Source organism: Micromonospora sp. NPDC005367 (assembly GCF_040606825.1).
Lineage (GTDB): Bacteria > Actinomycetota > Actinomycetes > Mycobacteriales > Micromonosporaceae > Micromonospora.
Map to the genome: position 1 here is coordinate 56302 of NZ_JBEXFP010000015.1, position 26202 is coordinate 82503.

The 26202-nt window shown below is 73.1% G+C and carries 26 protein-coding genes; 18 read left to right on the forward strand and 8 right to left on the reverse strand.

Going from position 1 to position 26202, the window contains the following annotated elements; all coding sequences use genetic code 11:
* Position 1: 1 nt before the first annotated feature.
* Positions 2 to 1357, forward strand: a complete 1356-nt coding sequence (locus tag ABZS42_RS13355; protein ID WP_355144977.1) for an aldehyde dehydrogenase family protein — start codon at positions 2 to 4, stop codon at positions 1355 to 1357.
* Between the two features lie 5 nt (positions 1358 to 1362).
* Positions 1363 to 2130 (forward strand): 3-oxoacyl-ACP reductase, encoded by a 768-nt coding sequence (locus tag ABZS42_RS13360; RefSeq protein WP_355144850.1) that lies wholly within the window; start codon positions 1363 to 1365, stop codon positions 2128 to 2130.
* Positions 2131 to 2279: 149 nt separating this feature from the next.
* Here the strand turns inward: ABZS42_RS13360 and ABZS42_RS13365 are convergent, their stop codons facing one another.
* On the reverse strand, positions 2280 to 2594 hold the full coding sequence (locus tag ABZS42_RS13365; protein ID WP_355144851.1) for an STAS domain-containing protein: 315 nt from the start codon (positions 2592 to 2594) through the stop codon (positions 2280 to 2282).
* Between the two features lie 94 nt (positions 2595 to 2688).
* Here ABZS42_RS13365 and map point away from each other — a divergent pair, with 94 nt between their 5' ends.
* Complete coding sequence (map, locus tag ABZS42_RS13370; protein ID WP_355144853.1) at positions 2689 to 3546, forward strand: type I methionyl aminopeptidase; 858 nt, start codon at positions 2689 to 2691, stop codon at positions 3544 to 3546.
* Positions 3543 to 4256, forward strand: a complete 714-nt coding sequence (locus ABZS42_RS13375; protein ID WP_355144855.1) for a VIT1/CCC1 transporter family protein — start codon at positions 3543 to 3545, stop codon at positions 4254 to 4256. The genes map and ABZS42_RS13375 overlap by 4 nt, the downstream gene beginning before the upstream one ends.
* Positions 4257 to 4290: 34 nt before the next feature.
* On the opposite strand, the gene ABZS42_RS13380 is transcribed toward ABZS42_RS13375, so the two are convergent.
* From ABZS42_RS13380 to ABZS42_RS13410, 7 genes are all read right to left on the reverse strand, one after another.
* On the reverse strand, positions 4291 to 5028 hold the full coding sequence (locus ABZS42_RS13380; RefSeq protein ID WP_355144857.1) for a nucleotidyltransferase domain-containing protein: 738 nt from the start codon (positions 5026 to 5028) through the stop codon (positions 4291 to 4293).
* 123 nt (positions 5029 to 5151) lie between these two features.
* The gene (locus ABZS42_RS13385; RefSeq protein ID WP_355144859.1) at positions 5152 to 5658 is read right to left on the reverse strand and encodes a nitroreductase/quinone reductase family protein; all 507 of its coding nucleotides are present in this window, start codon (positions 5656 to 5658) and stop codon (positions 5152 to 5154) included.
* Positions 5659 to 5762: 104 nt separating this feature from the next.
* Positions 5763 to 8552 carry an FtsX-like permease family protein gene (locus ABZS42_RS13390; RefSeq protein WP_355144861.1) on the reverse strand — a complete coding sequence of 930 codons (2790 nt, stop codon included), beginning with the start codon at positions 8550 to 8552 and terminating at the stop codon, positions 5763 to 5765.
* Positions 8549 to 9274: an ABC transporter ATP-binding protein gene (locus ABZS42_RS13395; RefSeq protein WP_355144979.1), complete on the reverse strand. Its 726-nt coding sequence runs from the start codon at positions 9272 to 9274 to the stop codon at positions 8549 to 8551. Before ABZS42_RS13395 ends, ABZS42_RS13390 begins: the two co-directional genes overlap by 4 nt.
* Positions 9275 to 9279: 5 nt before the next feature.
* Positions 9280 to 9879 (reverse strand): PadR family transcriptional regulator, encoded by a 600-nt coding sequence (locus ABZS42_RS13400; RefSeq protein ID WP_355144863.1) that lies wholly within the window; start codon positions 9877 to 9879, stop codon positions 9280 to 9282.
* Positions 9880 to 9949: 70 nt separating this feature from the next.
* Positions 9950 to 10399: a ferritin-like domain-containing protein gene (locus ABZS42_RS13405; protein WP_355144865.1), complete on the reverse strand. Its 450-nt coding sequence runs from the start codon at positions 10397 to 10399 to the stop codon at positions 9950 to 9952.
* Positions 10396 to 10845: a hypothetical protein gene (locus tag ABZS42_RS13410; protein ID WP_355144981.1), complete on the reverse strand. Its 450-nt coding sequence runs from the start codon at positions 10843 to 10845 to the stop codon at positions 10396 to 10398. Before ABZS42_RS13410 ends, ABZS42_RS13405 begins: the two co-directional genes overlap by 4 nt.
* A gap of 230 nt (positions 10846 to 11075) precedes the next feature.
* Between ABZS42_RS13410 and rimP the strand changes: the two genes are divergently transcribed.
* The 14 genes from rimP (at position 11076) to ABZS42_RS13480 (ending at position 26154) form a co-directional block, all read left to right on the forward strand.
* On the forward strand, positions 11076 to 11750 hold the full coding sequence (rimP, locus tag ABZS42_RS13415) for a ribosome maturation factor RimP (RefSeq protein ID WP_355144867.1): 675 nt from the start codon (positions 11076 to 11078) through the stop codon (positions 11748 to 11750).
* The gene (gene nusA / locus ABZS42_RS13420; protein WP_355144869.1) at positions 11747 to 12790 is read left to right on the forward strand and encodes a transcription termination factor NusA; all 1044 of its coding nucleotides are present in this window, start codon (positions 11747 to 11749) and stop codon (positions 12788 to 12790) included. Before rimP ends, nusA begins: the two co-directional genes overlap by 4 nt.
* Positions 12791 to 12805: 15 nt before the next feature.
* Positions 12806 to 13138, forward strand: a complete 333-nt coding sequence (locus ABZS42_RS13425; protein ID WP_355144871.1) for a YlxR family protein — start codon at positions 12806 to 12808, stop codon at positions 13136 to 13138.
* Between the two features lie 93 nt (positions 13139 to 13231).
* Positions 13232 to 16255 (forward strand): translation initiation factor IF-2, encoded by a 3024-nt coding sequence (gene infB / locus ABZS42_RS13430; RefSeq protein WP_355144872.1) that lies wholly within the window; start codon positions 13232 to 13234, stop codon positions 16253 to 16255.
* A gap of 90 nt (positions 16256 to 16345) precedes the next feature.
* Entirely contained in the window at positions 16346 to 16639 is a 294-nt protein-coding gene (locus ABZS42_RS13435; RefSeq protein WP_355144874.1) for a DUF503 domain-containing protein, read from the forward strand.
* 161 nt (positions 16640 to 16800) lie between these two features.
* Positions 16801 to 17310: a 30S ribosome-binding factor RbfA gene (gene rbfA / locus ABZS42_RS13440; RefSeq protein ID WP_355144875.1), complete on the forward strand. Its 510-nt coding sequence runs from the start codon at positions 16801 to 16803 to the stop codon at positions 17308 to 17310.
* Between the two features lie 86 nt (positions 17311 to 17396).
* A complete protein-coding gene (locus ABZS42_RS13445) occupies positions 17397 to 18377 on the forward strand; it encodes a bifunctional oligoribonuclease/PAP phosphatase NrnA (RefSeq protein ID WP_355144983.1) in 981 nt (326 codons plus the stop codon).
* A 100-nt stretch (positions 18378 to 18477) separates the two neighbouring features.
* Positions 18478 to 18885, forward strand: a complete 408-nt coding sequence (locus ABZS42_RS13450; RefSeq protein WP_355144877.1) for a hypothetical protein — start codon at positions 18478 to 18480, stop codon at positions 18883 to 18885.
* Positions 18885 to 19094: a DUF6186 family protein gene (locus tag ABZS42_RS13455; RefSeq protein ID WP_355144985.1), complete on the forward strand. Its 210-nt coding sequence runs from the start codon at positions 18885 to 18887 to the stop codon at positions 19092 to 19094. The genes ABZS42_RS13450 and ABZS42_RS13455 overlap by 1 nt, the downstream gene beginning before the upstream one ends.
* A 621-nt stretch (positions 19095 to 19715) precedes the next feature.
* Complete coding sequence (locus ABZS42_RS13460; protein ID WP_355144879.1) at positions 19716 to 21035, forward strand: MATE family efflux transporter; 1320 nt, start codon at positions 19716 to 19718, stop codon at positions 21033 to 21035.
* Between the two features lie 126 nt (positions 21036 to 21161).
* Positions 21162 to 22046, forward strand: a complete 885-nt coding sequence (truB, locus tag ABZS42_RS13465; RefSeq protein ID WP_355144881.1) for a tRNA pseudouridine(55) synthase TruB — start codon at positions 21162 to 21164, stop codon at positions 22044 to 22046.
* An 82-nt stretch (positions 22047 to 22128) separates the two neighbouring features.
* Positions 22129 to 23058: a bifunctional riboflavin kinase/FAD synthetase gene (locus ABZS42_RS13470; protein ID WP_355144883.1), complete on the forward strand. Its 930-nt coding sequence runs from the start codon at positions 22129 to 22131 to the stop codon at positions 23056 to 23058.
* Positions 23059 to 23305: 247 nt separating this feature from the next.
* Positions 23306 to 23575, forward strand: coding sequence for a 30S ribosomal protein S15 (gene rpsO / locus ABZS42_RS13475; protein ID WP_043962418.1), 270 nt, complete (start codon positions 23306 to 23308; stop codon positions 23573 to 23575).
* Between the two features lie 227 nt (positions 23576 to 23802).
* A complete protein-coding gene (locus ABZS42_RS13480; RefSeq protein WP_355144886.1) occupies positions 23803 to 26154 on the forward strand; it encodes a polyribonucleotide nucleotidyltransferase in 2352 nt (783 codons plus the stop codon).
* Positions 26155 to 26202: the final 48 nt, after the last annotated feature.

Sequence of the window (26202 nt, forward strand, 5' to 3'; positions counted from 1 at the left end):
TGTGACGACGCTGGTGAACCCGGCCACCGGGGAGCAGATCGGCGAGGTCGCGGCCACCACGCCGGCGGAGGCCGACGCGGCGGTTGCGCGAGCCGCGAGGGCTTACGAGCGGTGGCGGTGGACGACGCCGGGGGAACGGGCGCGGCTGCTGCGCCGGTTCGCGGCCGTCGTCGACGCGCACCTGGCGGAGCTGGCGCAGCTGGAGGTACGCAACAGCGGGCACCCGATCGGCAACGCCCGCTGGGAGGCCGGCAACGTTCGGGACGTGCTCGACTACTACGCCGGCGCCCCCGAGCGGCTCACCGGCCGGCAGATACCGGTGCCCGGCGGGCTGGACGTCACCTTCCACGAGCCGCTCGGCGTGGTCGGGGTGATCGTGCCGTGGAACTTCCCGATGCCGATCGCCGCCTGGGGCTTCGTACCGGCGCTCGCCGCCGGCAACACCGTGGTGCTGAAACCGGCCGAGCTGACCCCGCTCACCGCGCTGCGCCTGGCCGAGCTGGGCCGCGAGGCGGGCCTGCCCGCGGACGTGCTCACCGTGCTACCCGGCGAGGGCGCGGTGGTGGGGGAGCGGCTCGTCACCCACCCGGCGGTACGCAAGATCTGCTTCACCGGCTCGACCACCGTCGGCACCCGGATCATGGCGGGCTGCGCGGCACAGGTGAAGCGGCTGACGCTGGAGTTGGGCGGGAAGTCCGCGAACGTGGTCTTCGCCGACGCCGACCTGGCGAAGGCGGCGGCCACCGCGCCGTACGCGGTCTTCGACAACGCCGGCCAGGACTGCTGCGCCCGCTCCCGGCTGCTCGTCCAGCGCTCGGTGTACGACCGGTTCCTGGAGCTGCTCGAACCGGCGGTGCGCGCCTTCCGGGTGGAGGACCCGGCCCGGGAGACGGCCGAGATGGGCCCGTTGATCTCGGCGGTCCAGCGGGAGCGGGTGGCCGGGTACGTCGACGCAGCGACGGTCGCGTTCACCGGAGTCCGGCCGGACGGCCCCGGCTTCTGGTACGCCCCGACGGTGCTGCTCGCCGACTCGCCGGCGGACCGGCACTGGCGGGAGGAGGTCTTCGGTCCGGTCGTGTCGGTGCTGCCGTTCGAGGACGAGGCGGACGCGATCCGCCTCGCCAACGACACCGACCACGGACTCTCCGGCTCGATCTGGACACGCGACGTCGGCCGGGCGTTGCGGGTGGCCCGGGCCGTCGAGTCCGGCAACCTCAGCGTCAATTCGCACTCCTCGGTGCGCTACTGGACTCCCTTCGGCGGGATGAAACGCTCCGGCCTCGGCCGCGAGTTGGGCCCCGACGCGCTGCACGCATTCACCGATGTGAAGAACGTCTTCATCGCGACGGAGGAGTGAACAGGGTGCGGGATCGGTTGCGGGACCGGGTGGCCGTGGTCACCGGCGCGGGCAGCGGGATCGGGCGGGCCACGGTGCGGCGGTTCGCCACCGAGGGCGCCCGCGTGGTCTGCGTGGACATCGACGCGGACGCGGGCGAGCGGGCCGCGGCCGAGGTGGGTGGCGAGTTCGTCGCCGCGGACGTCGCCGACGAGGCGGCCGTTCGGGCCCTGTTCGACGGGGTGGTCGAGCGGCACGGCCGGGTCGACGTGGCGTTCAACAACGCCGGTATCTCCCCGCCGGACGACGACTCCATCCTGGAGACCGGGCTCGACGCCTGGGAGCGGGTGCTGCGGGTCAACACCACGAGCGTCTACCTGTGCTGCAAGTACGTGATCCCGCACATGCGCCGGCAGGGCGGGGGCTCGATCATCAACACCGCTTCGTTCGTGGCGTTGATGGGCGCGGCCACCTCGCAGATCGCGTACACCGCGAGCAAGGGCGGCGTGCTGGCGATGACCCGGGAGTTGGGTGTGCAGTTCGCCCGGGAGGGGATCCGGGTGAACGCCCTCTGCCCCGGCCCGGTCGCGACCCCGCTGCTGCTCGAACTCTTCGCCGCCGACCCGGAGCGGGCCGCCCGCCGGCTGGTGCACGTGCCGATGGGCCGGTTCGGTGCCCCCGAGGAGATCGCCGCGGCGGTGGCGTTCCTGGCCAGCGACGACGCGTCCTTCATGACCGCCACGCAGTTCGTGGTGGACGGCGGAATCACCGGCGCGTACGTCACCCCGCTCTGACGCCGTCCTCTCCCCGCGGTGCGCGGGCGACAGCCCGTCCGGCCGCGCCGCGACCCGAAACAGCGCACCGCGGGTGACGCCGCGCCGCCGGTTGCAGGAGTGAGGGTGGAACCCCGCCGGCGTGGCCGGGCGGTGGGCCGCGCCGCCGGTCAGTCCGGTCGCAGCCAGCCCTGACCGCCGAGGCCGGAGATGTCGAGCACCCGGCGGACCTGCCGGGACGGCAGTACGGTGAGCGCGTCGGGGAGCTGCCGGGCGAGCCGGACCAGGGCGTGGATCGCGGCCGAGTCGAAGAACGTGACCGCACGTAGGTCGAGCGTCACCCGGGCGGCGGGTTCGCGCAACGCCGTCTGGAACATCGTGTCCGCGGTGGCCATGTCGACCTCGCCGGTCACCGTGACTCGGACGTGGTCGTCGGCGGCCTCGACGGTGGCCGAGAAGACGGGCGGCGGCGCCCCTAGATCCACCCCACAACCATGGCACAGCGGGGCAGACGGGGCAACAAGCGTCGGACCGCAACCGCGACGAGACCGGGCCGGATCGCGGCGATAGGCTTGTTCCATGAACGTCCGTGCGCCGCTGACCCCAGGCACGCTCTCCCCGATGCGAGCTGTTCCCGGCCGCATCACCCGCCCGGAGTACGTGGGCAAGAAGGCGCCCAAGGAGTGGCGTGGGTCGCACGTGCAGACCCCGGAGACGATCGAGAAGATGCGGGTCGCCGGCCGGCTGGCCGCGCAGGCGATCCAGCTCGCCGGGGAGCACTGCAAGCCTGGCGTCACCACCGACGAGATCGACCGGGTGGTGCACGAGTTCCTCTGCGACCACGGCGCGTACCCGTCGACGCTCGGTTACCGGGGCTTCCCGAAGTCGTGCTGCACCAGCCTCAACGAGGTCATCTGCCACGGCATCCCGGACTCGACCGTGCTGCAGGACGGCGACATCATCAACGTCGACGTCACGGCGTACCTCAACGGGGTGCACGGCGACACGAACGCCACCTTCTGCGTCGGCGAGGTGAGCGAGGAGTCCCGGCTGCTGGTCGAGCGGACCCACGAGGCGATGATGCGGGGCATCCGGGCGGTCGCCCCGGGGCGGCAGATCAACGTGATCGGCCGGGTCATCGAGTCGTACGCCAAGCGGTTCGGCTACGGCGTGGTACGCGACTTCACCGGCCACGGCATCGGCGAGTCCTTCCACAGCGGGCTCTACGTGCCGCACTACGACAGTCCCCGGCCGACCGAGGTCATCGAGCCGGGCATGACGTTCACCATCGAGCCGATGATCACCCTCGGCACGTACCAGTACGACATGTGGGACGACGGCTGGACCGTGGTCACCAAGGACCGGAAGTGGACGGCGCAGTTCGAGCACACCATCCTGGTGACCGAGGACGGCCACGAGATCCTGACCCTGCCGTGACCGATGGTCCGGCCGCGTTGCGTGAGGCGCACCACGCGGACGTCTCCGGTGGCTGGCTGCGGCCGGCCGTGTTCGGAGCGATGGACGGGCTGGTCACCAACATCGCCCTGATCGCCGGCGTCGGCGGCGGCGGGGTGTCGCCGCGCAGCATCGTGCTCACCGGCGCGGCCGGGCTGGTGGCCGGCGCGATCTCGATGGGGCTGGGCGAGTACACGAGCGTCCGGTCGGCCAACGAGCAGGTCGCCGCGGAGGTGGCCAAGGAGCGGCGGGAGCTGGAGCGGCACCCCGAGGCGGAGGCCCGGGAGTTGGCCGACGCGTGGGTGGCCCGAGGGCTGCCCTGGGACCTCGCCCAGCAGGTCGCCGAGGCGGTTCGCCGCAACCCGGAGGAGGCGCTGCGGGTGCACGTCCGGGAGGAGTTGGGCGTGGACCCGGACGACCAGCCCAGTCCCTGGGCGGCGGCGATCTCGTCGTTCTTCTTCTTCTCCGCCGGGGCGCTCGTGCCGTTGCTGACCTACCTGCTCGGCTTCACGAACCTCTGGCTCGCCCTGGGTGTCGGCGGGCTCGGCCTCTTCACCGCCGGGGCGGTGGTGGCCCGGTTCACCAACCGACCCTGGTGGTCCGGCGGGCTCCGTCAGCTCCTGCTGGGTGCCCTGGCCGCCGCCGCCACGTACGGCATCGGCACCCTGATAGGCACAAACGCCCTCGCCTGACCTCCGGTGGGCATGCCGGTCGGAAACCGGAAGGTCAGGGGGTGAGGAGTTCGTCGACAGTGCCGTCGACGGGCCGGCCGCGGGCGGCCAACTCCTCGGCCTGCCGGGTCAGCACCGCGCCCACCTCGGTCATGTCCGCACCGGCCAGGCCGGTACGCCGAACCGCGTCCCCCGGGTCACGGAAGTAGGTGCGGGCGAGCAGGCCGTTGACCGTCGCCGCCGCCAGCCGGGCCTCACCGAGCATGAGCAGGGCCTGGTCCGTCTCGTACCACTCGGCGAGCTTGGCGGCCCGGGCGTGCGCCGCGTACCCCCGGTACCAGGCATGGCGGGCGGCGGAGCTGAACTCGGCCGGCCGGGCGCGGGCCAACCGGCCGAGGTGCTCGTCGCGCAGGGTGCGCACCCAACCGGTCGGGTCGTGCAGCGGCCGGGTGGTGACGTACCGGTCGGCGGCCAGCGGCCAGCGTGAATCGATCACCCGGGCCTGCCGGAGGTAGTCGTCGGCGCCGGCCACGGTCAGGTCGACCAGCACCTTGTTCACCCGGCGGGTCGCCGGGACCGGCCCCGCACCCGACCGGTAGGTCACCACCAGCACCCCGACCTCGCCGTCACCGCCGCCGTCGTCGTCGCCGTGGGCCAGCGGACCGTGCACCGCGACGGCGAGCACATCGGCGGGAAAGCGGCGTTGCGCGGCCTGCGCCACCTGCTCGGCGACCGTCCACCGGGGGTCGGCCAGGTGCCGGTCTACCTCGACGTCCTCGCTGTCGGCATTCACGCCGGCCACTCCTGCGACGTTTGTGGACCATCGTCCGCTGCCCGGTCAGGGGTTGACTGCGGGCCCGCGCAGCCGGCCCCTGTCGACCGCAGGCGCCGCCGGCCGGTCACGCCCGCCCCGCTCTCACCACCCTAGTGCGGGGTCACCGTCGACCTGCGCGCCGCGCCCGGCCGGAACCAGCCGGAAGACGCGGATCTCCCGGCCACCGGCTCGCCGCTCGTACGTCCGGTACGCCGGCCACTCGGTGACCAGCAACTGCCAGAGACGGTCACGTTCGGCGCCGACGGCCAGTTCGGCACGTACCTGGATCCGGCGACCCTTCACGGCCACCTCCGCGGCCGGCTCGGCGAGCAGGTTCATCGACCAGCCGGGCTGGTGGGGCCGACCCCAGTTCGAGCCGACCACCACGTACGCGTCGCCGTCCGGCACGTAGAGCAGCGGGTTGCTCCGTGGCTTGCCGGAGCGGCGGCCGGTGGTGGTCAGGATCAGGGAGGGGACGAGCCCGAGTGCGACCACCCGACCTCGGGTGAGCCGCCCCACGGCCCGATCGGCCGGCACCAGGAGGCGGGCGGCGGCGCCGAACCAGCGGTGGTGGCCGATGCGGCGGGTGATGGCTCCGAGCACGGACACGCGGACAGTCTGCCGCCTGCCGGGTTCCGGCGACATCCCTCGGACGGCCGTCCCCTGGGCACGGCACGCGGTCACCGCGGGCCGAAGGCGGATGGAACCACGGCTCAGTCGAGGCGCCGCTCGATCGGCAGCCGGGACCGGGTGAACAGTCCCGCGCCGAGCATCGCCACCAGTGGCACCACCACGAGGACGCCGAGTGTCGCCCAGGGCGCGACGAGCGGGTACGGATCCTGGATCGGCCAGGTGTCCGCGTACTGCCGGTTCCGCGAGGCGAGGATGATGACGGCGGTGCCGAGGCCGGCCACGATGCCGAGCACCGAGCCGAGGCCGGCGATCACTCCGGCCTGGCAGAGCGCGAGCATCCGGCGTACCCGCGGACTGGCCCCGACCGCCCCGAGGGTGGACAGATCGGCGCGCCCCTCGGCGGCGGCGAGCCCCGTCGCGATCCCCGCCGCGCCCACGGTGATCATGCCTGCCGCGGCGACGAGCAGGAGCAGCCGCGGGTCGCCGAGGAACGGCCGGTCCCGGTTCACATCCAGGACGAACTCGCCGTACGGCCGCAGCGCGTCGACGAGCCGTTGCTGCTGTTCCTCGTCGGGCGCGTCCGGAACCGGGATCGCCCACGACCTGGTGTACCAGGTCAGGCCGAGCCGGGTGGCCGCCGCGGGGGAGAGCAGCAGCCGGGTGGGCCCGCCGGCGTCGGACAGCGCGTAGCCGGTCAGCACGCTCACCGTGCGGGCCGTGGGCTGTGTCCCCCCGGTCTGGAGGGTGCGGTCCACGGCGACCGCGAGGGAGCCCCGGTGCAGGTAGCGCGGATCGGTCACCACCGCGCCACCGGCCCGCAGTACGGCGGTGGCCGCCGCGGTCTGCTCCGCCGAGGCGCCGGTGAGCACCGGCAGCGTGGTGCCGTCGTCCACGAGCACCTGGAAGTACTCGCGGTCGAGGTCGGGGTCGGAGAGTTGGCAGCGGGGGTCGGCGCGGGCGAGGCGGCGCTGCTCCACGCTCAGCCCGTCGCCCGGCCGCCAGGGGCAGACCTGTTCCGGCGGGAGCACCGGTTCGACCGAGCAGGTTTCCAGCGGTCGGTGCGCCGGATCACATCCGGCGAAGTCCAGCGGCGCCACGGTGTCCGCGCCGAGGTGGGCGCGGGCCGCCGAGGCGACCTCGGCGAGCGGTGGTGGCCGACCGTCCTGCTCCGTCCAGAAGAGCTGCGCCGTCCCGTCGGGCACGCCGGGCTGAAAGTTCTCGGCGTCCCTGGCCGAGTCACTGGCCAGGTAGGTGCCGAGTGCGACGCTCGCGGCGACGGCGGCCATCACGGCGGAGATGGCGGGTGCGGCGGACGACCGGTTGCGGCTCGCGTCACGCAGTGCGATCCGCGGTGCCAACGGCAACGCCCGGCCGAGGCGGGCGAGCAGGCCGATCAGGGTGGGGGTGCAGAAGACCAGGCCCAGCTCGCCGAGGATCAGACCGATGAGGATCACCCAGCTGCGGGTCTGGGTGGCACCGAAAGCAGCGATCAGGGCGCCGCCGGCCGTCAGGGCCGATCCGAGCGCCAGCCACCGGCCGTGGCCGCGCGGCGGAGTACGCCGGCCGGCCAGTCCGGCCACCACGTCCTGCCGGGCCGCGGTCCAGGCCGGCGCCAGCGCGGCGAGCACTCCGGCGAGCACCGCGACCCCGCCGATCGTCACCAGGGCCACTGGCCAGCAGCGGTACCCGCCGAAGCGGGCGCCGAAGATGTACTGCTCGACGAGGGGACGGGCGGCGAACGCCGCCGCCACGCCGAGCAGCAGCCCTGCCGCGGCGCCCAGGACACCCAGCACCACCCCGTCGGCCAGCACCACCCGGCGCAGCTGTGCGGCATCGCCGCCGGCCACCGCGACCAGGGCGAGGTCGCGGCGCCTCCGGCGTACGCCGACCGCGAAGGCGGGTCCGACGAGCAGCACCACCTCCAGCAGGCCCAGCCCGCTGATCAGCCCGCCGGTGCCCAGGTCACTCATGTCCCCGGTGCCCGCGCCGGGCCAGGCGCGCAGGAACGGACGCTCGTCGCCGCCGGCATGTCCGACGACGACGAGGCCCCGCTCGTTGAGCCGCTGGACGAGGTCGGCGTCCAGCGGTTTCGGCAGGTCGACCAGCCAGCTCGTCTCGGTCGCCCCGGGCTCGGGAGGCGCGACCGCGGACGGGTGCAGGGCGATGAGCGGGCCCAGGTCGTCCGGGAACTCGACCACCCCGACGACGCGGTAGGTGTCGCCGCCGCCGAGCACCGTGTCCCCGAGCCGGGCGTGCAGGTCCCGTAGGCCGGCCCGGCTCGCCGCGATCTCGTCGGCAGCGAGCGGGGCCCGTCCCTGCTGTAGCCGCGCCGCGCCCCGGGCGAGCGGATCGGTGAGATCGAGCGCCCGGCCGACGAAGCTGTTCGTGCGGCCGTCCACCCGGAGGTCGACCGGAATCCATCCGCGCACCTCGGCGGCCCGGCTCCCCGGTCCGAGCAGCTGCGTGACCAGTTCGGTGGTGGGCGGTACGCCTGTGGTCAGTCCCTCGTCGTCACGGGGGAACCAGTGCTCGCCCCACTCGTCCTGGACGACCGGGGCGCCGCCGACCCAGTTGAGCTTGGCGTCGGCGATGCCGAGCTGGCGGGAGATCCGCTCGTCACGGGTCAGCTCCGACATGTCGTAGCTGGCCGCGATGAAGGTCAACACCAGCACCGGCAGTGTGATCATGGCCAGCACCAGTCCGGTGCGGCCGCGGGCCCGTCGCGTCTCCCGGCGGGCGATACGCAGCGCCGCCCGCCACGACCCGACCAGTTCGGCGCCGCGCCGTCGGCCGTCGACTACGGACGGCGGTGAGTCCGCCGGCCGTGCGCCGGCCCGGAGGCGGATCCGGCGGCCGGGGCGTACGGTCACCGGCCGCTGCCGCTCAACAGCTGCTCGACGCTGCCCAGCGGTGCCGTCGAGTCGACCAGCACCCCGTCGCGTAGGAAGATCACCCGGTCCGCCCAGCCGGCGTGCCGCGCCTCGTGGGTGACGAGCAGTCCGGCCGCGCCGGCGTCCACCCGGCGGCGCAGCAGATGCAGCACCGCCTCGCCGGTCTGCGAGTCCAACGCGCCGGTCGGCTCGTCGGCCAGGACCAGCCGCCGGTCACCGACCAGCGCCCGGGCGATCGCCACCCGTTGCTGCTGACCGCCGGAGAGCTGGTCCGGGAAACGGTCGCCCAGTTCGGGCAGGCCGACCTCGGCGAGCGCGGCCAGGGCCAGCGTGCGGGCGCGCCGTACCCCGGTGCCGTCGAGCTCCAGTGGCAGCGCCACGTTCTCCACCGCGTTCAAGCTGCCCAGCAGGTTGAGGTCCTGGAAGATGTAGCCGACCCGGCGTCGGCGCAGCTGGGCCAGGCCGCGACGGTCGAGTGCGGCGAGCGGTTGCCCGTCGACGTGTACCTCCCCCGCGGTCGGACTGTCGAGGCCGCCGGCCAGCGCCAGCAGGGTCGACTTGCCCGACCCGGACGGGCCCATCACGGCGACCAGTTCGCCGGGCCGCACGGCCAGACTCACCCCACGCAGGGCGGGTACGGCGGCCGGGCCGGTGCCGTGGGTGCGGTGGACGTCACGCAGCTCGAGGACGGCGTCGTCCACTCCGCTCACCGCCGCGCCTCCTCGTCGGTCGGTAGCACCGCCTCGGCGGAACCGTCCACTTCGACCGGCGGTCGCCGTCCGGGAACGCTCGGCCGGTAGCGCACCAGGCTGGTCTCGCAGTGGTCCAACCAGCGCACCTCGGCCTCCGCCTGGAACACCATGGCGTCCAGCACCAGCCGCCAGGGCAGCTCCTCCGGCTGGTCGCTGGCGTACTTCAACCGGGTCAACTCCTGCAACGTCCGCATGGTCGCGGCGCGCTGGGTCTGCACCACCGACCGTACGTCCACGCCGGGGGTGGTGAGTGCCAGGGCCAGCTTGATCGCCAGCTCGTCGCGGGGCCGGTCGGTCCGGCTCACCGGGGTGGCGAACCACAGCGTGAGGTCGGCCCGGCCGGCGTCGGTGATCTCGTACGGGCGCTGCCCGGCTTCACTTTCCGGCAGGGAGCGCACCAGCCCGTCCCGCTCGAGACGGGCGAGCGTGGTGTACACCTGCCCGATGTTCAGCGGCCAGGTCGAGCCGGTCGACTCCTCGAACGCGGCTCGCAGCTGGTAGCCGTACATCTGGCCGCGTTCGAGCAGGGCGAGCAGCCCGTGACGGATGGACATGGCCCGGAGTATGCATACCTGGTATGCGACCCGCAACCGATGGTGATCTGCACCGCTCCCGGCGGCCTGCTCAGGTGGGCCGGCCGGGGAACGGCACGGTCAGCGGGGTGATCTTCGCGGTCCGTCGCCAGCGGGTGGCCCGCACGGCGTAGTCGACCAGGGCGTCCAGCGCCTGGTCCCGGTCGCTGCCGCTGGTGGCGGCGAGCGCCGCCCGCCAGTGCGCCGCGGTGCGCTCCTCGACCTCGATCGCCAGCCGCAGCGCGCTCGCCCGGTCGGTGATCGGGAACGGCAGCGTGTATCCGGCCTGGTCCGGCGGGACGGTGGCGCCCGCCGTGCTGAGCTGCACCACCAGCGCGTCCCGGCGGCGCCGGTGCGCTGCCTCGGCCTGCCGGGCGGCCGTGCGAGCCGAGCCGGAGAGCCGTACGCCGATCGGACCGTACGCGAAGATGGCCGCGTACTCGGCGCTGAGCGCCGCGGCGAGCGCCTCGGCGGGCGTGGGCGGTGCGCTGTGCTCGCTCACTTCAGGGCCTCCAGGTGGGTGGCGCGGGCCGCCGCGATCGAGCCGACGAGCGCGGCACGTGCCGCGGGCGCGGCGGCGCAGGCCGTCACGGCGGCGTCCCGGCCGACGCGTTCCCGCTGTTGGAGCTCGGCGATGGCGGCGTCCGGGTCGGTGCCGGTGGTGCCGCTCGGTGTCGCGCCGGCCGACGGTAGGTCGACCCCCAGGACCCGGGCGAGTTCGGCGGCGTGCGCCTGGTGCGCCTCGGCGATCGGGGTGAGCCGTGCGGCGAGGTCGGCGTGTGCCGCGGCGGCGGCCCGGTACGCGGCGGCGAGCGCCAGCGACTCGTCGAGCAGCGGCCGCAGCGGGTCGGGCGGCCGGGGCGCCGCATCCTCGCGGCCGAAAGGGTCGCAGCCGGTCAGCGGCGCCGCCGCGGCACCGAGGGCCAGCAGCCCTCCGGCGCGCAGCAGATTGCGCCGGGAATGCCGGGATGCGTCGATGCGCTGTGCATTCATGCCTCTCACCACCGCACAAGTCAACACCATCCGCCGCAGTGGGTGGGGCATCGCTGTCGGTGCGCCGCCCGGCCGGGTGGCAGCCCGGCGCGTTACGCTCTGCGCAGCCACCGGGCGCGTCCGCCCCGGTGGCGTGCCGGCATGGGGCGGGACAAGGGTCACCGTCTGGTAGGAGAGGGTGCGAGATGACGCAGCGTGGCCGTGCGACCAGGTCGACGGGGCGGCCCCGCGGCGCGGAGCGCCCCCGCGGTGGCGACCTCGGCGCCCGGCGCAACCGGTTGCGGGACGTGATCGAGCCGGTGATCGCCGAGGCGGGCTACGACCTCGAGGACCTCTCCGTCTCCCGGGCCGGCCGACGGCACGTGGTGCGGGTGATCGTGGACGCCGACGGCGGGATCAACCTGGACGCCGTCGCGGATGTCTCCCGGGCGGTCTCCGCCGCGCTCGACTCCGCGGAGGAGACGGGTGGTGACATCGTCGCCGGCGAGTACCAGTTGGAGGTCAGCTCGCCGGGTGTGGACCGGCCGCTCACGCTGCCCCGACACTGGCGGCGCAACGTCGGCCGGCTGGTCAGGGTGACCACCCGGGCCGCGGTGGCGCTGCCGGAGCAGCGTGGCGAGCAGCCGGCCGGCGACCGGCAGGTGACCGGCAGGATCGTGGCGGCCGACGACGAGCGCGTGGTGTTGGAGACCGACACCGGCCGCGCCGAGTGGGCCTACGCCGAACTCGGCCCGGGGCGGGTGCAGGTGGAGTTCAGCCGCCTCGACGAGATCGATGAGGCGGACGAGTTCGGTGACACCGGCGAGACCGGTGATTCAGACGAGATCGACGACGAAGATGTGGAGGACGAGGAGAGGTGAACATCGACCTCGCGGCGCTGCGCGCACTCGAGCGCGAGCGGGAGATCCCGTTCGACACGATCCTCGCGGCGATTGAGACCGCGTTGCTCACCGCGTATCGGCACACCGAAGGCGCCGAGCCGCACGCACGAGTGGAGATCGACCGCAAGTCCGGCGCGGCCTCGGTGTACGCGCAGGAACTGGACGACGAGGGCGCGGTGGTGCGGGAGTGGGACGACACTCCGCACGACTTCGGCCGGATCGCCGCCATGACCGCCAAGCAGGTGATCCTCCAGCGGCTGCGGGAGGCCACCGACGAGGCCCACTTCGGTGAGTACGTCGGCCGGGACGGTGACCTGGTCACCGGCGTGGTGCAGGCGCACGAGGCGCGGGCCGAGAAGGGCATCGTCAGCGTCGACCTGGGCAAGCTGGAGGGTGTCCTGCCGCAGTCCGAGCAGGTGCCCGGCGAGCGTTACGTGCACGGCGAGCGCATCCGGTGCGTCGTGGTGCACGTCGCCAAGGGCATGCGCGGGCCGCAGATCACCCTGTCCCGGTCCCACCCGGGGCTGGTGAAGAAGCTCTTCGCGCTCGAGGTGCCGGAGATCGCCGACGGCACCGTGGAGATCGGTGCGATCGCGCGTGAGGCAGGTCACCGTACAAAGATCGCTGTTCGCTCCACCGCGCCGGGTGTCAACGCCAAGGGCGCCTGCATTGGCCCGATGGGTCAGCGGGTCCGGGCCGTGATGAGCGAGCTGCACGGCGAGAAGATCGACATCATCGACTGGTCGGACGACCCGGCCACCTTCGTCGGCAACGCGTTGTCGCCGGCCAAGGCGTTGCGGGTCGAGGTGGTCGACCTGGCCACCCGGACCGCCCGGGTGACGGTGCCGGACTTCCAGCTCTCGCTCGCGATCGGCCGGGAGGGGCAGAATGCCCGCCTGGCTGCCCGTCTGACCGGTTGGCGCATCGACATTCGTTCCGACGCGGAGCAGGCCGCACCGGCCAGTCGGAGCGGAGCTGATCACGTGCGGGAGCCGGGCAGCGCGATCTCCGGCAGCTAGGGGTAGACTTCCTCAGTGGCACGACGCGCGCAGCCGGAGCGCACCTGTGTGGGTTGTCGGCGGCGAGCGCCGGCCGGCGAACTGCTGCGGGTCGTGGCGGTCGGCGACGAGGCTGGTTACAGTCTCCGGCCCGATCCAGCCCGCAGACTGCCGGGTCGGGGAGCGAACATGCACCCGGATCCGGCCTGCTTCGCGCTGGCAGTACGGCGGCGCGCCTTCGGGCGGGCGCTGCGCATCGCCGAGGTCGTCGACCACGGTGAGCTTGCGGAGCACATCGATGCGCCAACCACGACGTCCGGTCATCCCGACCGGGCGCGGGTCGCTAGCAGGGTAGGACGACCGACATGAGCACACGATGAAGTCGCAGAAATGACCAGGCTTCAAGTGCACGAGTGAGGTCGCTGCGGGTGCTGCCCGCACGACCTCGGAGTGAGGAGTGCAGTGGCAGGTAAGGCCCGCGTACACGAGCTTGCAAAAGAGCTCGGGGTCGAAAGCAAGACCGTTCTCGCCAAGCTCAAGGAGATGGGCGAGTTCGTGAAGTCAGCGTCCAGCACCGTTGAGGCGCCTGTCGCCCGACGGCTGCGGGGCGCATTCGTCGCGTCCGCCGGTGGTTCGTCGGCGCCGTCCGCCCCGGCGGCGGCCGCCCCGAGCCCGGCCCCGACCCCGACCCCGACGCCATCCCCGACGCCGACGTCGGCGCCGACCCCGGGTACCCCGCGGGTCTCGGCCCGGCCCATGCCGCCCCGGCGGCCGGCGGCGGCTACCCCTGGACCGAAGCCCAAGGGCCCGGTCCCCGGCCCGCCGCAGCCGGCGACCCCGGTCGCCAAGCCGGCGAGCGCGCACGACATCGAGGTGGCGGCCGCCGAGGCGCGCGCCGCCGCTCTCAAGGCTGAGCAGGAGGCCGCGGTCAAGGCCGCGCAGGCCGCCCGCCAGCAGCAGCGGGAGAACGTCCGCCGGGAGCCTCCGGCCGAGGGCGGTCCCCGTCCGGGTCCGCGTCCGGGTCCGAACGCGGCACCGCCGCGTCCGGGTACCCCGGCCGCCGGTCGTCCCGGTGGCCCGACCCCGGGCCCGGGTCCCCGACCGGGTGGTCGTCCGCCGGCGCGCGGCGCCGGTAACAACCCGTTCGGCATCCAGGGCGGCCAGCAGCGGCCGCCGGCCGCTGGTGGCGGCGGTCCCCGGCCGAGTCCGGCCGGCATGCCGCCGCGGCCCAGCCCGGCCTCGATGCCGCCGCGGCCCAGCCCGGCCTCCATGCCGAGCCAGCGTCCCACCACCGGTCGCCCCGGCGGCCCCGGTGGCGGTCGTGGTGGCCCCGGTGGCGGCGCGGGTCGTCCCGGTGGTGGCGGCGGCTTCCGTGGCGGTCCCGGCGGTGGCGGCGGCGGTGGCGGTGGCTACCGCGGCGGTCCCGGTGGCGGCGGTGGCGGTGGCTACCGCGGCGGTCCGGGTGGCGGCGGCGGTGCTCCCGGCGGCGGTTTCCGTCCGGGTGCCCCGGCCGGTGGTGGCGGTCGCCCCGGTGGCGGCGGTCGTGGCCGTGGCGGTGGCGCCGCGGGTGCCTTCGGGCGTCCGGGTGGTCGGCCGACCCGTGGCCGCAAGTCCAAGAAGCAGCGCAGACAGGAGTTCGACAACCTGTCGGCCCCGACCATGAGCTCGGGTGCCCCCCGGGGTCAGGGTCAGGTCGTCCGGCTCTCCCGTGGCGCCTCGCTGTCGGACTTCGCCGACAGGATCAACGCCAACCCGGGCTCGCTGGTCCAGGAGATGTTCAACCTGGGCGAGATGGTGACGGCGACCCAGTCCTGCTCTGACGACACCCTGCTGTTGCTGGGTGAGCACCTTGGCTTCAACGTGCAGATCGTCAGCCCGGAGGACGAGGACCGTGAGCTGCTCGCGCAGTTCAACATCGACCTCGACGCCGAGGTCGCGGAGGACCGTCTGGTCAGCCGTGCGCCGGTGGTGACCGTCATGGGTCACGTCGACCACGGTAAGACCAAGCTGCTCGACGCGATCCGCAAGGCGAACGTGGTTGCCGGCGAGGCGGGTGGCATCACCCAGCACATCGGTGCCTACCAGGTCCACGTCCCGCACGACGGCGAGGATCGGGCGGTCACCTTCATCGACACCCCGGGTCACGAGGCGTTCACCGCCATGCGTGCCCGTGGTGCCCAGGTCACCGACATCGTGGTGCTGGTGGTCGCGGCCGACGACGGCGTAATGCCTCAGACGATCGAGGCGCTCAACCACGCCAAGGCGGCGGACGTGCCGATCGTGGTGGCGGTCAACAAGGTCGACAAGCCGGAGGCGAACCCGGACAAGGTCCGCCAGCAGCTGACCGAGTACGGCCTGGTCGCCGAGGAGTACGGCGGCGACACGATGTTCGTCAACGTGGCCGCCAAGCCGGGCATCGGCATCGAGGACCTGCTCGAGGCCGTCCTGCTGACCGCCGACGCGTCGCTGGAGCTGACCGCTCCGATCGACGGGCCGGCGCAGGGTGTGGCCATCGAGGCGCACCTGGACAAGGGCCGCGGTGCGGTGGCGACGGTGCTGGTGCAGAAGGGCACCCTGCGGGCGGGCGACTCGATCGTTGCCGGTGGGGCGCACGGCCGGGTCCGGGCGATGCTCGACGAGAACGGCAACGCGGTGGCCGAGGCGGGTCCGGCCCGTCCGGTGCTGGTGCTCGGTCTGACCGCGGTGCCCGGGGCGGGTGACACGTTCCTGGCGGCCGAGGACGATCGCACGGTGCGGCAGATCGCCGAGCAGCGGCAGGCACGGCGGCGGGCGGCGTCCTTCGCCAACTCGCGTGGCCGGGCCACTCTCGAGACGCTCATGGAGCAGCTCAAGGAGGGCGAGAAGACCTCGCTCAACCTGGTGCTCAAGGGCGATGTCTCCGGTTCCGTGGAGGCTCTCGAGGATGCGCTGTTCAACCTCGACATCCCCGAGGAGGTCCAGCTCAGGATCATCCACCGGGGCGTCGGTGCGATCACCGAGAGCGACGTCATGCTCGCGAGCGCCTCGACCGAGGCGGTCACGATCATCGGCTTCAACGTCCGGGCCGCCAACAAGGTCCGGGAGATCGCCGACCGCGAGGGCGTGGAGATTCGGTACTACACCGTCATCTACCAGGCCATCGAGGAGATCGACGCGGCGCTCAAGGGGCTGCTCAAGCCGGAGTACGAGGAGGTCGAGCTCGGCACCGCGGAGATCCGCGACGTGTTCCGCTCGTCCAAGATCGGCAACATCGCCGGTTGTATCGTCCGCTCCGGTCTCATCCGCCGCAACGCGAAGGCGCGTCTGTTGCGGGACGGGGCGGTCGTGGCCGAGAACCTCACGATCAACTCGTTGAAGCGGTTCAAGGAAGACGCCACGGAGGTCCGGGAGGGCTTCGAGTGTGGTCTGACCCTGGGGGGGTTCAACAACTTCCAGGTCGGCGACATCATCGAGACCTTCGAGATGCGGGAGAAGCCGCGGGTCTGATCCCGTGCTGACACGCTGATCAAGGGGTTTACGCCGCACGGCGTAAACCCCTTGATCATGCGGGGTGGACTGCGGGTATCGTCCGGGGCGATGTTCACCGGAACCGCGGTCTTCGACCTGCTGCTGCCCGGCGACTCCCGGTCGCTCAAGGCGAAGAGATCATACGTACGACCCATCGTCGCGGCACTGCGCCGCTTCGAGGTCTCCGCCGCCGAGGTGGGGGCGCTCGACCTGCACGGTCGGGCACAGGTGGCGGTGGCCGTGGTGGCCGCCGAGGCGTCGCACGTCCGCGAGGTGCTCGACTCGTGCGAGCGCCTGGTCGTCGGCCGCCCCGAGATTGAACTGCTGTCGGTCCGTCGTCGGCTCTACGGCGAGGACGACTGAACTGCGGCCACGGCCGGTGTCGTCCCCTCGGTGGCGCCGCCCCCGGCTCCGCGCGCCGGGGGAGACCGCGCGGGTAGTGTTCGAGATGTTGGCCGGTCGGGCCGGCGGCGCGTCAGGTGGCCGTGTCCCGGCCGGGAGCGGGACACCGTGGAGGTGGCGAGATGACGGATCCGGCCAAGGTACGCCGGCACGCGGAGCGGGTGCGCGAACTGGTCGCGTCGGTGGTGCGGAGCCAGATCAAGGACCCGCGGCTCGGCATGATCACCATCACCGATGCCCGGATCACTGCTGACCTGCGCGACGCCACGGTCTTCTACACCGTACTCGGCGACGCCGCCGCGCAGGCCGGCACGGCCGCCGCGCTGGAGAGCGCGAAGGGCATGCTGCGCAGCACGGTGGGCAAGGCTCTCGGGCTGCGGCACTCGCCGACCCTGACCTTCGTCCTCGACGACGTCCAGGACCAGGTGAAGCACATCGACGACCTGCTCGCGGCGGCCCGCAGCGCCGACGCCGAGGTGCAGCGGATCGCCGCCGGCGCCCAGTACGCCGGTGAGGCCCAGCCGTACCGGCTCGACGAGGACGACGAGGCGGGCGCCGAGGACACCGAGGACACCGAGGACACCGAGGACGCCGAGGCCGACAACCCGCCAGCCGGCGGGGAACGGCGGTGAGCGGGTCGTCCGGCACGGCCGCCGTCGTCGAGGCGACCCCGGTCGACTCCGGCCCGGGCGCGGGCGACTGGGCGGCTGCCGAGTCGCTGCTGCGGAACCTGTCGCCCGACGCGCGGGTACTGCTGATCTGCCACGTGAATCCGGACGGGGACGCCCTGGGCAGCATGCTCGGCTTCGCGCTGGGTCTGCGCCGGCTCGCCGTACGCGGAGTGCAGGCGACCTTCCCGGGCCCTCCGGAGGTGCCCGTGCCGTTCCAGGGCCTGCCGGGGCTCGACCTGCTGGTGCCGGCGACCGAGGCGTACCCGGATCCGGATCTGGTGATCTGCTTCGACGCGGCCAGTGAGTCGCGCCTGGGTGAGCTGGTCGACCGTCTGGACACCGCAGGTGCGTCGCTGGTGCTCGATCACCACGCTTCGAACACCCGCTTCGGCGGGGTGAACCTGGTCGACCCGCACGCGGCCGCCACCTCGGTGGTCGTCGAGCAGCTGCTGGCCCGGCTCGGCGTCGGGTTGGACGCCGGGATCGCCGAGTGCCTCTACGTCGCGCTCACCACCGACACCGGTTCGTTCCGCTTCGAGGCCACCACTCCGGCGGTGCACCACCTGGCCGCGCGACTGCTGGCCACCGGGATCCGTCCCGGCGACATCTCTCGGCGGGTCTTCGACACCCGCCCGTTCGGTGCGGTGCGGCTCTTCGGCGAGGTGCTCGGGCGGGCCCGGCTCGAGCCGGCCCCGGCCGGCGGCCGAGGGCTGGTCTGGACCTGGGCGACCCTCGACGATCTGGCCCGGCACGATCAGCGCCCGTACGTCCTCGAGGCGTTGATCGACTCGGTGCGCTGCACGGCCGAGGCGGACGTCAGCTGTGTGCTGAAGCAGACCGCGCCCGGCGAGTGGGCGGTCTCGCTGCGCAGCAAGGGCGGGGTGGACGTCAGCCGTGTGGCGCTCGCGTTGGGCGGCGGCGGGCACCGCTTCGCCGCCGGATTCACCGGACGGGGTACGGCCGAGGAGGTCGTCGAACGTATCCGCGGGCAGCTCGACGCCGCCGTGATCCGGTCCGCCGCTTCCTGATCCGGGTTCGGCCCGGGCGCATCGCCCTCGTCGGCCCGGCACCGCGTGTTGCGGTGCCGCCGGCCTTTGCGCGGGCGGCGGGCGCAGGGAGAATCATGGGATGGAGCAGCCCCGCGAGCTCACTGTCGAGGCGCCGCGCGCCTGGGACCGTCCCACCTTCTCCATACCGGTGCTGGCCTGCCTCTCACTGGTGGGTGGCCGGTTCGCCTCCTTCTCCACCGAGGCCAATCTCTACGTCCTCGGCACCGGCGGCCTACTGATCTGGCTCGGTCTGAGCAATCGGGTGCCACGTCGGCCCGCCCCGACCCGGCTCGGCTCGGGCGCCGTCTGGTGGGTGTTGCCGATCGTGGTGTTCGGGGTCTTCGAGGGCGTCACCTTCGTGGTCGCGGCGGGCGACGACTTCCCCACCTTCTCCCGGTTGGCCGATCCGCTGATCGAGGGCCAGTTGATCCGTTCGGTGGCCTGGTTCGCCTGGCTGGGCGCGTTCTGGGAACTGGTGCGGCGATGATGCGGGCGTTGGCCATCGGTGGTTTCCTCAGCGCGCTGGCGTTCTTCGCCGTCCTGGAGTGGCTGGCCCGCCGGGAGGGTTCCCGGATCCCGACCCTCGGCGAGCTGTGTGCGTACGTGATGCGCTACGAGGTGGGATCGGTGCCGGTGGGCCGGATCGGACTCTTCGGCTTCTGGTGGTGGCTGGGCTGGCACTTCCTGGCGCGTTGACGGCGCAGTCCTGACCGTCCGAATGTCGGGAACCGCACGCGACCCGGCTGACTGAACGCTAATTTGGGAAACGGCTCGCGTCGTGCCCATCGGCGCAGGCCGTGGGGGTGGTGCCGCACCCGGTCCCGCCTCCTTCCAGGGTCGACAGACCCGGGCCCGCGCCGCCCGACCGGCCGCTCCGGTGACCCCGGACCGCCGCAGCGGTGCTTCGCAGGATCGCCCCGTGCCGGCCGCCGCTCGCCGGTGGCTCACGCCCTGGAAGGGAGCACCACGATGCAGAGCAAGCCCAAGCCCGAGCCCAAGCCCGTCGACGAGGCCCGCGAGCAGGCCCGCCGCGCACTGCAGACGTCGATGGACACCCGTCAGTGACCCGTACCGGCCGGCGATGACGCTGCCGACGCCCCGCGCCGGCAGCGTCACCACCTTTTCCGGAGGCCGGCGAGCCCGTGCCCGACCTGTCGGCTTCGGTTGATCGACTCGAGGTCATGGAAGTCGGGGCAATACCTGGCAGGTGACACCCCGGCTTCGTGGAAGCGGAGTCGATCAACGCGGGCCGCGCGCGACTGGTAAGTGCCCACCGGTATTGCGATCCTTACGCCGCCCATGCCAGGATCGGCGGCGATGACACAGACCGCCCCCGCCCCGACCGTCGCCGCGCGACGGATCGCCGGACTCGCCCTCCCGGCGCTCGTCGTACTCGCCGCCGAGCCGCTCTACGTCCTGGTCGACACCGCGGTGGTCGGTCACCTCGGCCAGGAACCGCTCGCCGCGCTCGCCGTCGGCGGCACGGTCATGTCGCTCACCGTGTGGCTCGGCACCGTCATGGCGTACGGCACGACGGGGCGATCGGCCCGCCGGTTCGGCGCGGGGGATCGGGCCGCCGCAGTGGCCGAGGGCGTGCAGGCGTCCTGGCTCGCGTTCGGCGTCGGCGTGCTGGTCGCCGTGGCCATGCAGCTCGGCGGCGGGCCGTTGGCGCGTACCCTCGTCGGAGCTCCCGGCGAGGTGGCCGACGCCGCCGCGCAGTGGCTGCGGATCGCGGCGCTGGGCGCCCCGGGACTGCTGCTCGCCGCCGCTGGCAACGGCTGGCTGCGCGGCGTCCAGGACACCCGCCGCCCGCTGCTCTTCGTGCTCGGCCCCAACCTGCTCTCCGCGGTGCTCTGCCCGCTGCTGGTCTACCCGGCAGGGCTCGGCCTGGCGGGCTCGGCGATGGCCAACGTCCTCGCCCAGACCCTCGCCGGTGGGCTCTTCGCCGCCGCGCTGGCCCACGAGCGGGTCTCGCTGCGGCCCCGCCCCCGGCTGATCCGCCAGCAGTTGGCGCTCAGTCGGGACCTGCTGATCCGGGGTGCGGCCTTCCAGGCCAGCTTCCTCTCCGCGACCGCCGTTGCGTCCCGCTTCGGCACGGCGGCGGTGGGCGCGCACCAGATCGTCCTGCAGCTGTGGTTCTTCACCGCGCTGGTCCTCGACGCGCTGGCGATCGCCGCGCAGTCGTTGGTCGGCGCGGCGCTCGGCTCTGGCGACGAGGCCGGCGCCCGTGCGTTGGCCCGCCGGATCGGCCTGCTCGGCGGCGTCTGCGGGGTGGCCTTCGCGGTGTTGATCGGCGCGGGAGCCGGCATTGTGCCGTCCCTGTTCAGCTCCGACCCGTCGGTACGCGACCAGGCCATGGTGGCGTGGCCGTGGTTCGTCGCGATGCAGCCGCTGGCCGGGGTGGTCTTCGCCCTCGACGGCGTGCTGATCGGCGCGGGCGACGTGCGTTACCTGCGCAACCTCGCCGTGGTGGCGGCGCTGGGCGGGTTCCTCCCCGCGATCTGGCTCGCCTACGGGCTCGACCTCGGGCTGGGTGGGATCTGGGCGGGCCTCACCCTCTTCGTGGTGCTGCGCCTGGTCGCGCTGCTGCTCCGGCTGCGCTCCGGCGGCTGGGCGGTCGTCGGCGCGGTCCGCTGATCAGCGTTCGGTCACGGCCGGCGCCGACCAAACGGGACTCGGCTGGCCGGCGGTGGCGGTGACGTCCGCCGCCGACCACGGTGTCGACGCGTTGCCCGCCGGTGGCTTCTGGCAGGCTTGGCGGCCGTGAGCGCAGACGGCCTGATCGTGGTGGACAAGTCCGGCGGCATGACGTCGCACGACGTGGTGGCGCGGATCCGCCGCCTGGCCCGGACCCGGCGGGTGGGGCACGGCGGCACGCTCGACCCGATGGCGACCGGTGTGCTGGTCATCGGAGTGGGCCGGGCCACCCGGTTGCTCACCTACGTGATCGGTGCAGGTAAGAGCTACACCGCGACCATCCGGCTCGGGCAGGCGACAGTCACCGACGACGCCGAGGGCGAGGTCGTCCGCACCGTCCCCGCCGGTCAGGTCACCGACGAGGCCGTCCGGGACGCGCTCGCCGCGCTGACCGGCGAGATCGACCAGGTGCCCAGTGCGGTCAGCGCCATCAAGATCAACGGGCAGCGGGCGTACAAGCGGGTGCGCGAGGGGGAGACCGTCGAGCTGCCGGCCCGCCGGGTCACCGTCTCCCGGCTGGAACTGCTCGCCGTCCGGCGGGACCAGCCCGACGTGGTGGACGTGGACGTGGACGTCACCTGCTCGTCCGGCACGTACATCAGGGCCATCGCCCGGGACGCGGGCCTCGCGCTCGGGGTGGGCGGACACCTGACGGCGCTACGACGTACCGCGGTGGGGAGCTTCTCCCTCGCGGAGGCCGCCACCCTCGACGAGCTGGAGCAGCGGGCCCCCGACGTGGTCAACCTGCCGCTCGCCGCGGCGGCCGACCGGTTCTTCCCACGCCGGGACGCCACCGCCGCCGAGGCCGCGGTGCTCTCGCACGGCGGGCCGCTGGACCCGGCCGGCATCGCCGGTCCGTACGCCGTCTTCGATCCGGCCGGTGGCCTGATCGCTATCGTCAGCGAGCGGGAGGGCCGGGCGCGGGCGGAGATCGTGCTCGCTCCGGCCTGACGGGCGGCAGCCGGCCGACGCCGGCATTGATGGAGGCAGCGGGCGCCGGGGAACCGGTGCCGGAGGCAGGGGGAGGAGCGGCATGCAGCGGTGGCGGGGGTACGACGCGGCGCCCGGTGGATGGGGGCGGTCGGTCGTCACCATCGGCGTCTTCGACGGTGTGCACAGGGGGCACCAGGCGACCATCGGTCACACCGTCGCCCGGGCGCGGGAGTTGGGCGTGCAGTCGGTGGTGGTCACCTTCGACCCGCACCCGGCCGAGGTGGTCCGGCCCGGCTCGCACCCGGCGGTGCTGACCGAGCCGGCCCGTAAGGCCGAGTTGATCGAGGCGCTCGGCGTCGACGTGCTCTGCGTGGTGCCGTTCACGCCCGAGTTCTCCCGGCTCTCCGCGGACGCGTTCGTGCACGACGTGCTGGTCGAGCACCTGCACGCGGCGCGGGTCGTGGTCGGCGACAACTTCCGCTTCGGGCACCGGGCCGCCGGTGACGTTGCTTTGCTGGAGCGGCTGGGGCGGACCTTCGGCTTCGCGGTGGAGGGCGCGCCGCTGGTGTCCACGGACGGCACGGTCTTCTCCTCGACGTACATCCGCTCCTGCGTCGACGCCGGTGACGTCGGCGCGGCGGCGGCGGCGCTGGGCCGGCCGCACCGGGTGGAGGGCGTGGTGGTCCGTGGCGACCAGCGCGGGCGCGAGTTGGGCTTCCCCACGGCCAACCTGCTCTGCCACCGGTACGCGGCGATCCCCGCCGACGGGGTGTACGCGGCCCGGCTGATCCGCCGGGGCCAGCGGGAGCCGTTGATGTCGGCGGTGTCGGTCGGCACCAATCCCACCTTCTCCGGACGGGAGCGGCGGGTGGAGGCGTACGCCCTGGACTTCTCCGGTGATCTCTACGGCGAGCGGCTGGCGCTGGACTTCGTGGCGCACCTGCGCGGCCAGGTCCGCTACGACTCGATCGAGCCGCTGATCGCGCAGATGCGGCAGGACGTGGAGCGGACCCGCAAGGCGCTCGGCTGACTGCCCCGGCTCGGTCGGCGCACCGCTGGTCGGCGGGTCGCTCCGGTATCGGCGCGGCCGCCCGCGTGCCACCCCACCGCCCTTGCCGGGCGGACCGGGCCACGGCTGGTAGTCTGGCGGGGACGTCGGATGGCCGACGGGGCCTCGCGTGCCTGCTCGACGCCGCGGGTGCGAGGTGCCGGTCCGACTCCGGTCCATCGACCGGAGTCACGGACATCAGTGATCAACCCATCGAAACAGGGAGAACATGGCGCTCGACCAGGAAGCCAAGGCCAAGATCCGTGCGGAGTACGCGACCGCCGAGGGCGACACCGGTTCGCCCGAGGTGCAGGTCGCGGTCCTCACCAAGCGGATCGCCGAGCTCACCGAGCACCTGAAGGTGCACAAGCACGACCACCACAGCCGCCGTGGGCTGCTGCTGCTGGTCGGCCGTCGCCGCCGGCTGCTCAACTACGTCCAGAAGAAGGACATCAACCGCTACCGGTCGCTCATCGAGCGGCTCGGTCTGCGTCGGTGACGTGACGGGGGAGTGGCCATCCGGCCGCTCCCCCGCTCCGGTACCGCAGGAAGAGAACAGGGCAGCGCGACCAATCGAGTAGGGAGCCGGTCAGCGTACCGGTCTCCGGTAGTGGCCCCCGGGGTACCCGGCATTCCGCCGTGGCCCGGGCGCTTCGATCGAAGACCGGCCGTCTGATCAGCTTCCCGCGTCGCGAGCCCTCCGATGCGAAGGAGCATTACCGCACCATGACCGAGACCAACCTCGGCACCGAATCCCGCACCGCTGTGATCGACAACGGGTCCTTCGGCACCCGTGAGATCACCTTCTCGACCGGCCGCCTCGCCCGTCAGGCCGCCGGCTCGGTCATCGCCCAGCTGGGCGAGACCGTCGTCCTCTCCGCCACCACCGCCGGTAAGCACCCGAAGGAGCAGTTCGACTTCTTCCCGCTGACCGTCGACGTCGAGGAGCGGATGTACGCCGTGGGCCGGATCCCCGGCTCGTTCTTCCGCCGGGAGGGCCGGCCCAGCGAGGACGCGATCCTCACCTGCCGGTTGATCGACCGGCCGCTGCGCCCGTCGTTCGTCAAGGGCCTGCGTAACGAGGTCCAGGTCGTCGAGACCGTCCTCGCGCTCGACCCGCAGCACCCGTACGACGTGGTGGCCATCAACGCCGCCTCGATGTCGACCAAGCTCTCCGGCCTGCCGTTCTCCGGCCCGATCGGGGCGACCCGGGTTGCGCACATCGACGGCCAGTGGGTTGCCTTCCCGACCCTGGAGGAGCTGGCCCGGGCCACCTTCGACATGGTCGTGGCCGGCCGCACGCTGGAGGACGGCGACGTCGCGATCATGATGGTCGAGGCCGAGGCCACGCCGAACGCCGTCGCCCTGATCTCGGCCGGCGCCACCGCCCCGACCGAGGAGATCGTGGCCAGTGGTCTGGAGGCCGCGAAGCCGGCGATCCGCGAGCTGTGCCGCGCGCAGAGCGAGCTGGCCGAGGTCGCCGCCAAGCCGGTCACCGAGTTCCCGGTGTTCCTGGACTACCAGGACGACGTGTACGACGCGGTCGCCGAGCTGGTTCGTGACGAGGTCGCCGAGGCGATCACCATCGCCGGCAAGGCCGACCGCGAGGAGGCCCTGGACCGGGTCAAGGCCCGGGTCGCCGACGAGCTGGCCAGTCGGTTTGAGGGCCGGGAGAAGGAGCTCAGCGCCGCCTTCCGGTCGCTGACCAAGTCCGAGGTGCGCAACCGCGTACTGCGCGAGCAGGTCCGCATGGACGGCCGCGGCCCGCGCGACATCCGGCCGCTGACCGCCGAGGTGGGCGTGCTGCCGCGGGTGCACGGCTCGGCGCTGTTCGAGCGGGGCGAGACCCAGATCCTGGGCGTCACCACGCTGAACATGCTGCGCTTGGAGCAGACGCTGGACACGCTCTCCCCGGAGAAGTCCAAGCGCTACATGCACAACTACAACTTCCCGCCGTACTCCACCGGTGAGACCGGCCGGGTCGGCTCGCCGAAGCGGCGCGAGATCGGCCACGGCGCGCTCGCCGAGCGGGCACTGATCCCCGTGCTGCCCTCGCGCGAGGAGTTCCCGTACGCCATCCGGCAGGTCTCCGAGGCGCTCGGCTCCAACGGCTCCACCTCGATGGGTTCGGTCTGCGCCTCGACGCTGGGCCTGCTCAGCGCCGGTGTGCCGCTGAAGGCGCCGGTCGCCGGCATCGCCATGGGCCTCATCTCCGACGAGGTCGACGGCAAGACCCAGTACGTGACACTGACCGACATCCTCGGTGCCGAGGACGCGTTCGGTGACATGGACTTCAAGGTCGCCGGTACGCCGGACTTCGTCACCGCGCTCCAGCTCGACACCAAGCTCAACGGCATCCCGTCGGACGTGCTGGCCGCCGCGCTGCAGCAGGCGAACGAGGCCCGGCAGGTCATCCTCGGCGTGATGCGGGCGGCGATCGACGCTCCGGCCGAGATGTCGGACTATGCGCCTCGGGTCACGACCGTCAAGATCCCGGTCGACAAGATCGGCATGGTGATCGGCCCGAAGGGCCAGACCATCAACGCGATCCAGGACGAGACCGGCGCCGACATCTCCATCGAGGACGACGGCACGATCTACGTCGGCGCCACCAATGGCCCGTCGGCCCAGGCGGCGGTGGACCGGATCAACGCGATCGCCAACCCGACCCTGCCGAAGACCGGCGAGCGATTCCTCGGCACGGTGGTCAAGACCGCCGCGTTCGGCGCGTTCATCTCGCTGCTGCCCGGCCGGGACGGTCTGCTGCACATCTCCAAGGTGGGCGACGGCAAGCGGGTCGAGAAGGTGGAGGACTTCCTCAACGTGGGTGACCGCGTCGAGGTGGAGATCGCCGACATCGACCAGCGCGGCAAGATCTACCTCGACAAGGTGCGCCCCGAGGGCACCGAGGCGCCGACGGCCGCTCCGGAGGCCGTCGATGGCGAGCGTCCGGCCGGCCGCGAGCGGGCTCCGCGCGAGCGGGGTGACCGTGAGCGCGGTGGCCGCGGCTCGGAGCGCGGCGAAGGTGGCGAGGGCGGCGGCGAGTCGCGCCCGCGTCGTCGGACCCGGCACAGCTGATCACCGACCGGCCGGACGGTGCCCCCTGCGGGCGCCGTCCGGCCGGTT

Excerpts from the sequence above, each read along its gene's own strand:
- rimP (WP_355144867.1), top strand. The coding sequence starts at position 11,076 with ATGACGCAGCGTGGCCGTGCGACCAGGTCGACGGGGCGGCCCCGCGGC.
- map (WP_355144853.1), top strand. The coding sequence starts at position 2,689 with ATGAACGTCCGTGCGCCGCTGACCCCAGGCACGCTCTCCCCGATGCGA.
- ABZS42_RS13480 (WP_355144886.1), top strand. The coding sequence starts at position 23,803 with ATGACCGAGACCAACCTCGGCACCGAATCCCGCACCGCTGTGATCGAC.
- ABZS42_RS13460 (WP_355144879.1), top strand. The coding sequence starts at position 19,716 with ATGACACAGACCGCCCCCGCCCCGACCGTCGCCGCGCGACGGATCGCC.
- rpsO (WP_043962418.1), top strand. The coding sequence starts at position 23,306 with ATGGCGCTCGACCAGGAAGCCAAGGCCAAGATCCGTGCGGAGTACGCG.
- ABZS42_RS13470 (WP_355144883.1), top strand. The coding sequence starts at position 22,129 with ATGCAGCGGTGGCGGGGGTACGACGCGGCGCCCGGTGGATGGGGGCGG.
- ABZS42_RS13400 (WP_355144863.1), bottom strand. The coding sequence starts at position 9,879 with ATGTCCATCCGTCACGGGCTGCTCGCCCTGCTCGAACGCGGCCAGATG.
- ABZS42_RS13435 (WP_355144874.1), top strand. The coding sequence starts at position 16,346 with ATGTTCACCGGAACCGCGGTCTTCGACCTGCTGCTGCCCGGCGACTCC.
- ABZS42_RS13450 (WP_355144877.1), top strand. The coding sequence starts at position 18,478 with ATGGAGCAGCCCCGCGAGCTCACTGTCGAGGCGCCGCGCGCCTGGGAC.
- ABZS42_RS13455 (WP_355144985.1), top strand. The coding sequence starts at position 18,885 with ATGCGGGCGTTGGCCATCGGTGGTTTCCTCAGCGCGCTGGCGTTCTTC.
- rbfA (WP_355144875.1), top strand. The coding sequence starts at position 16,801 with ATGACGGATCCGGCCAAGGTACGCCGGCACGCGGAGCGGGTGCGCGAA.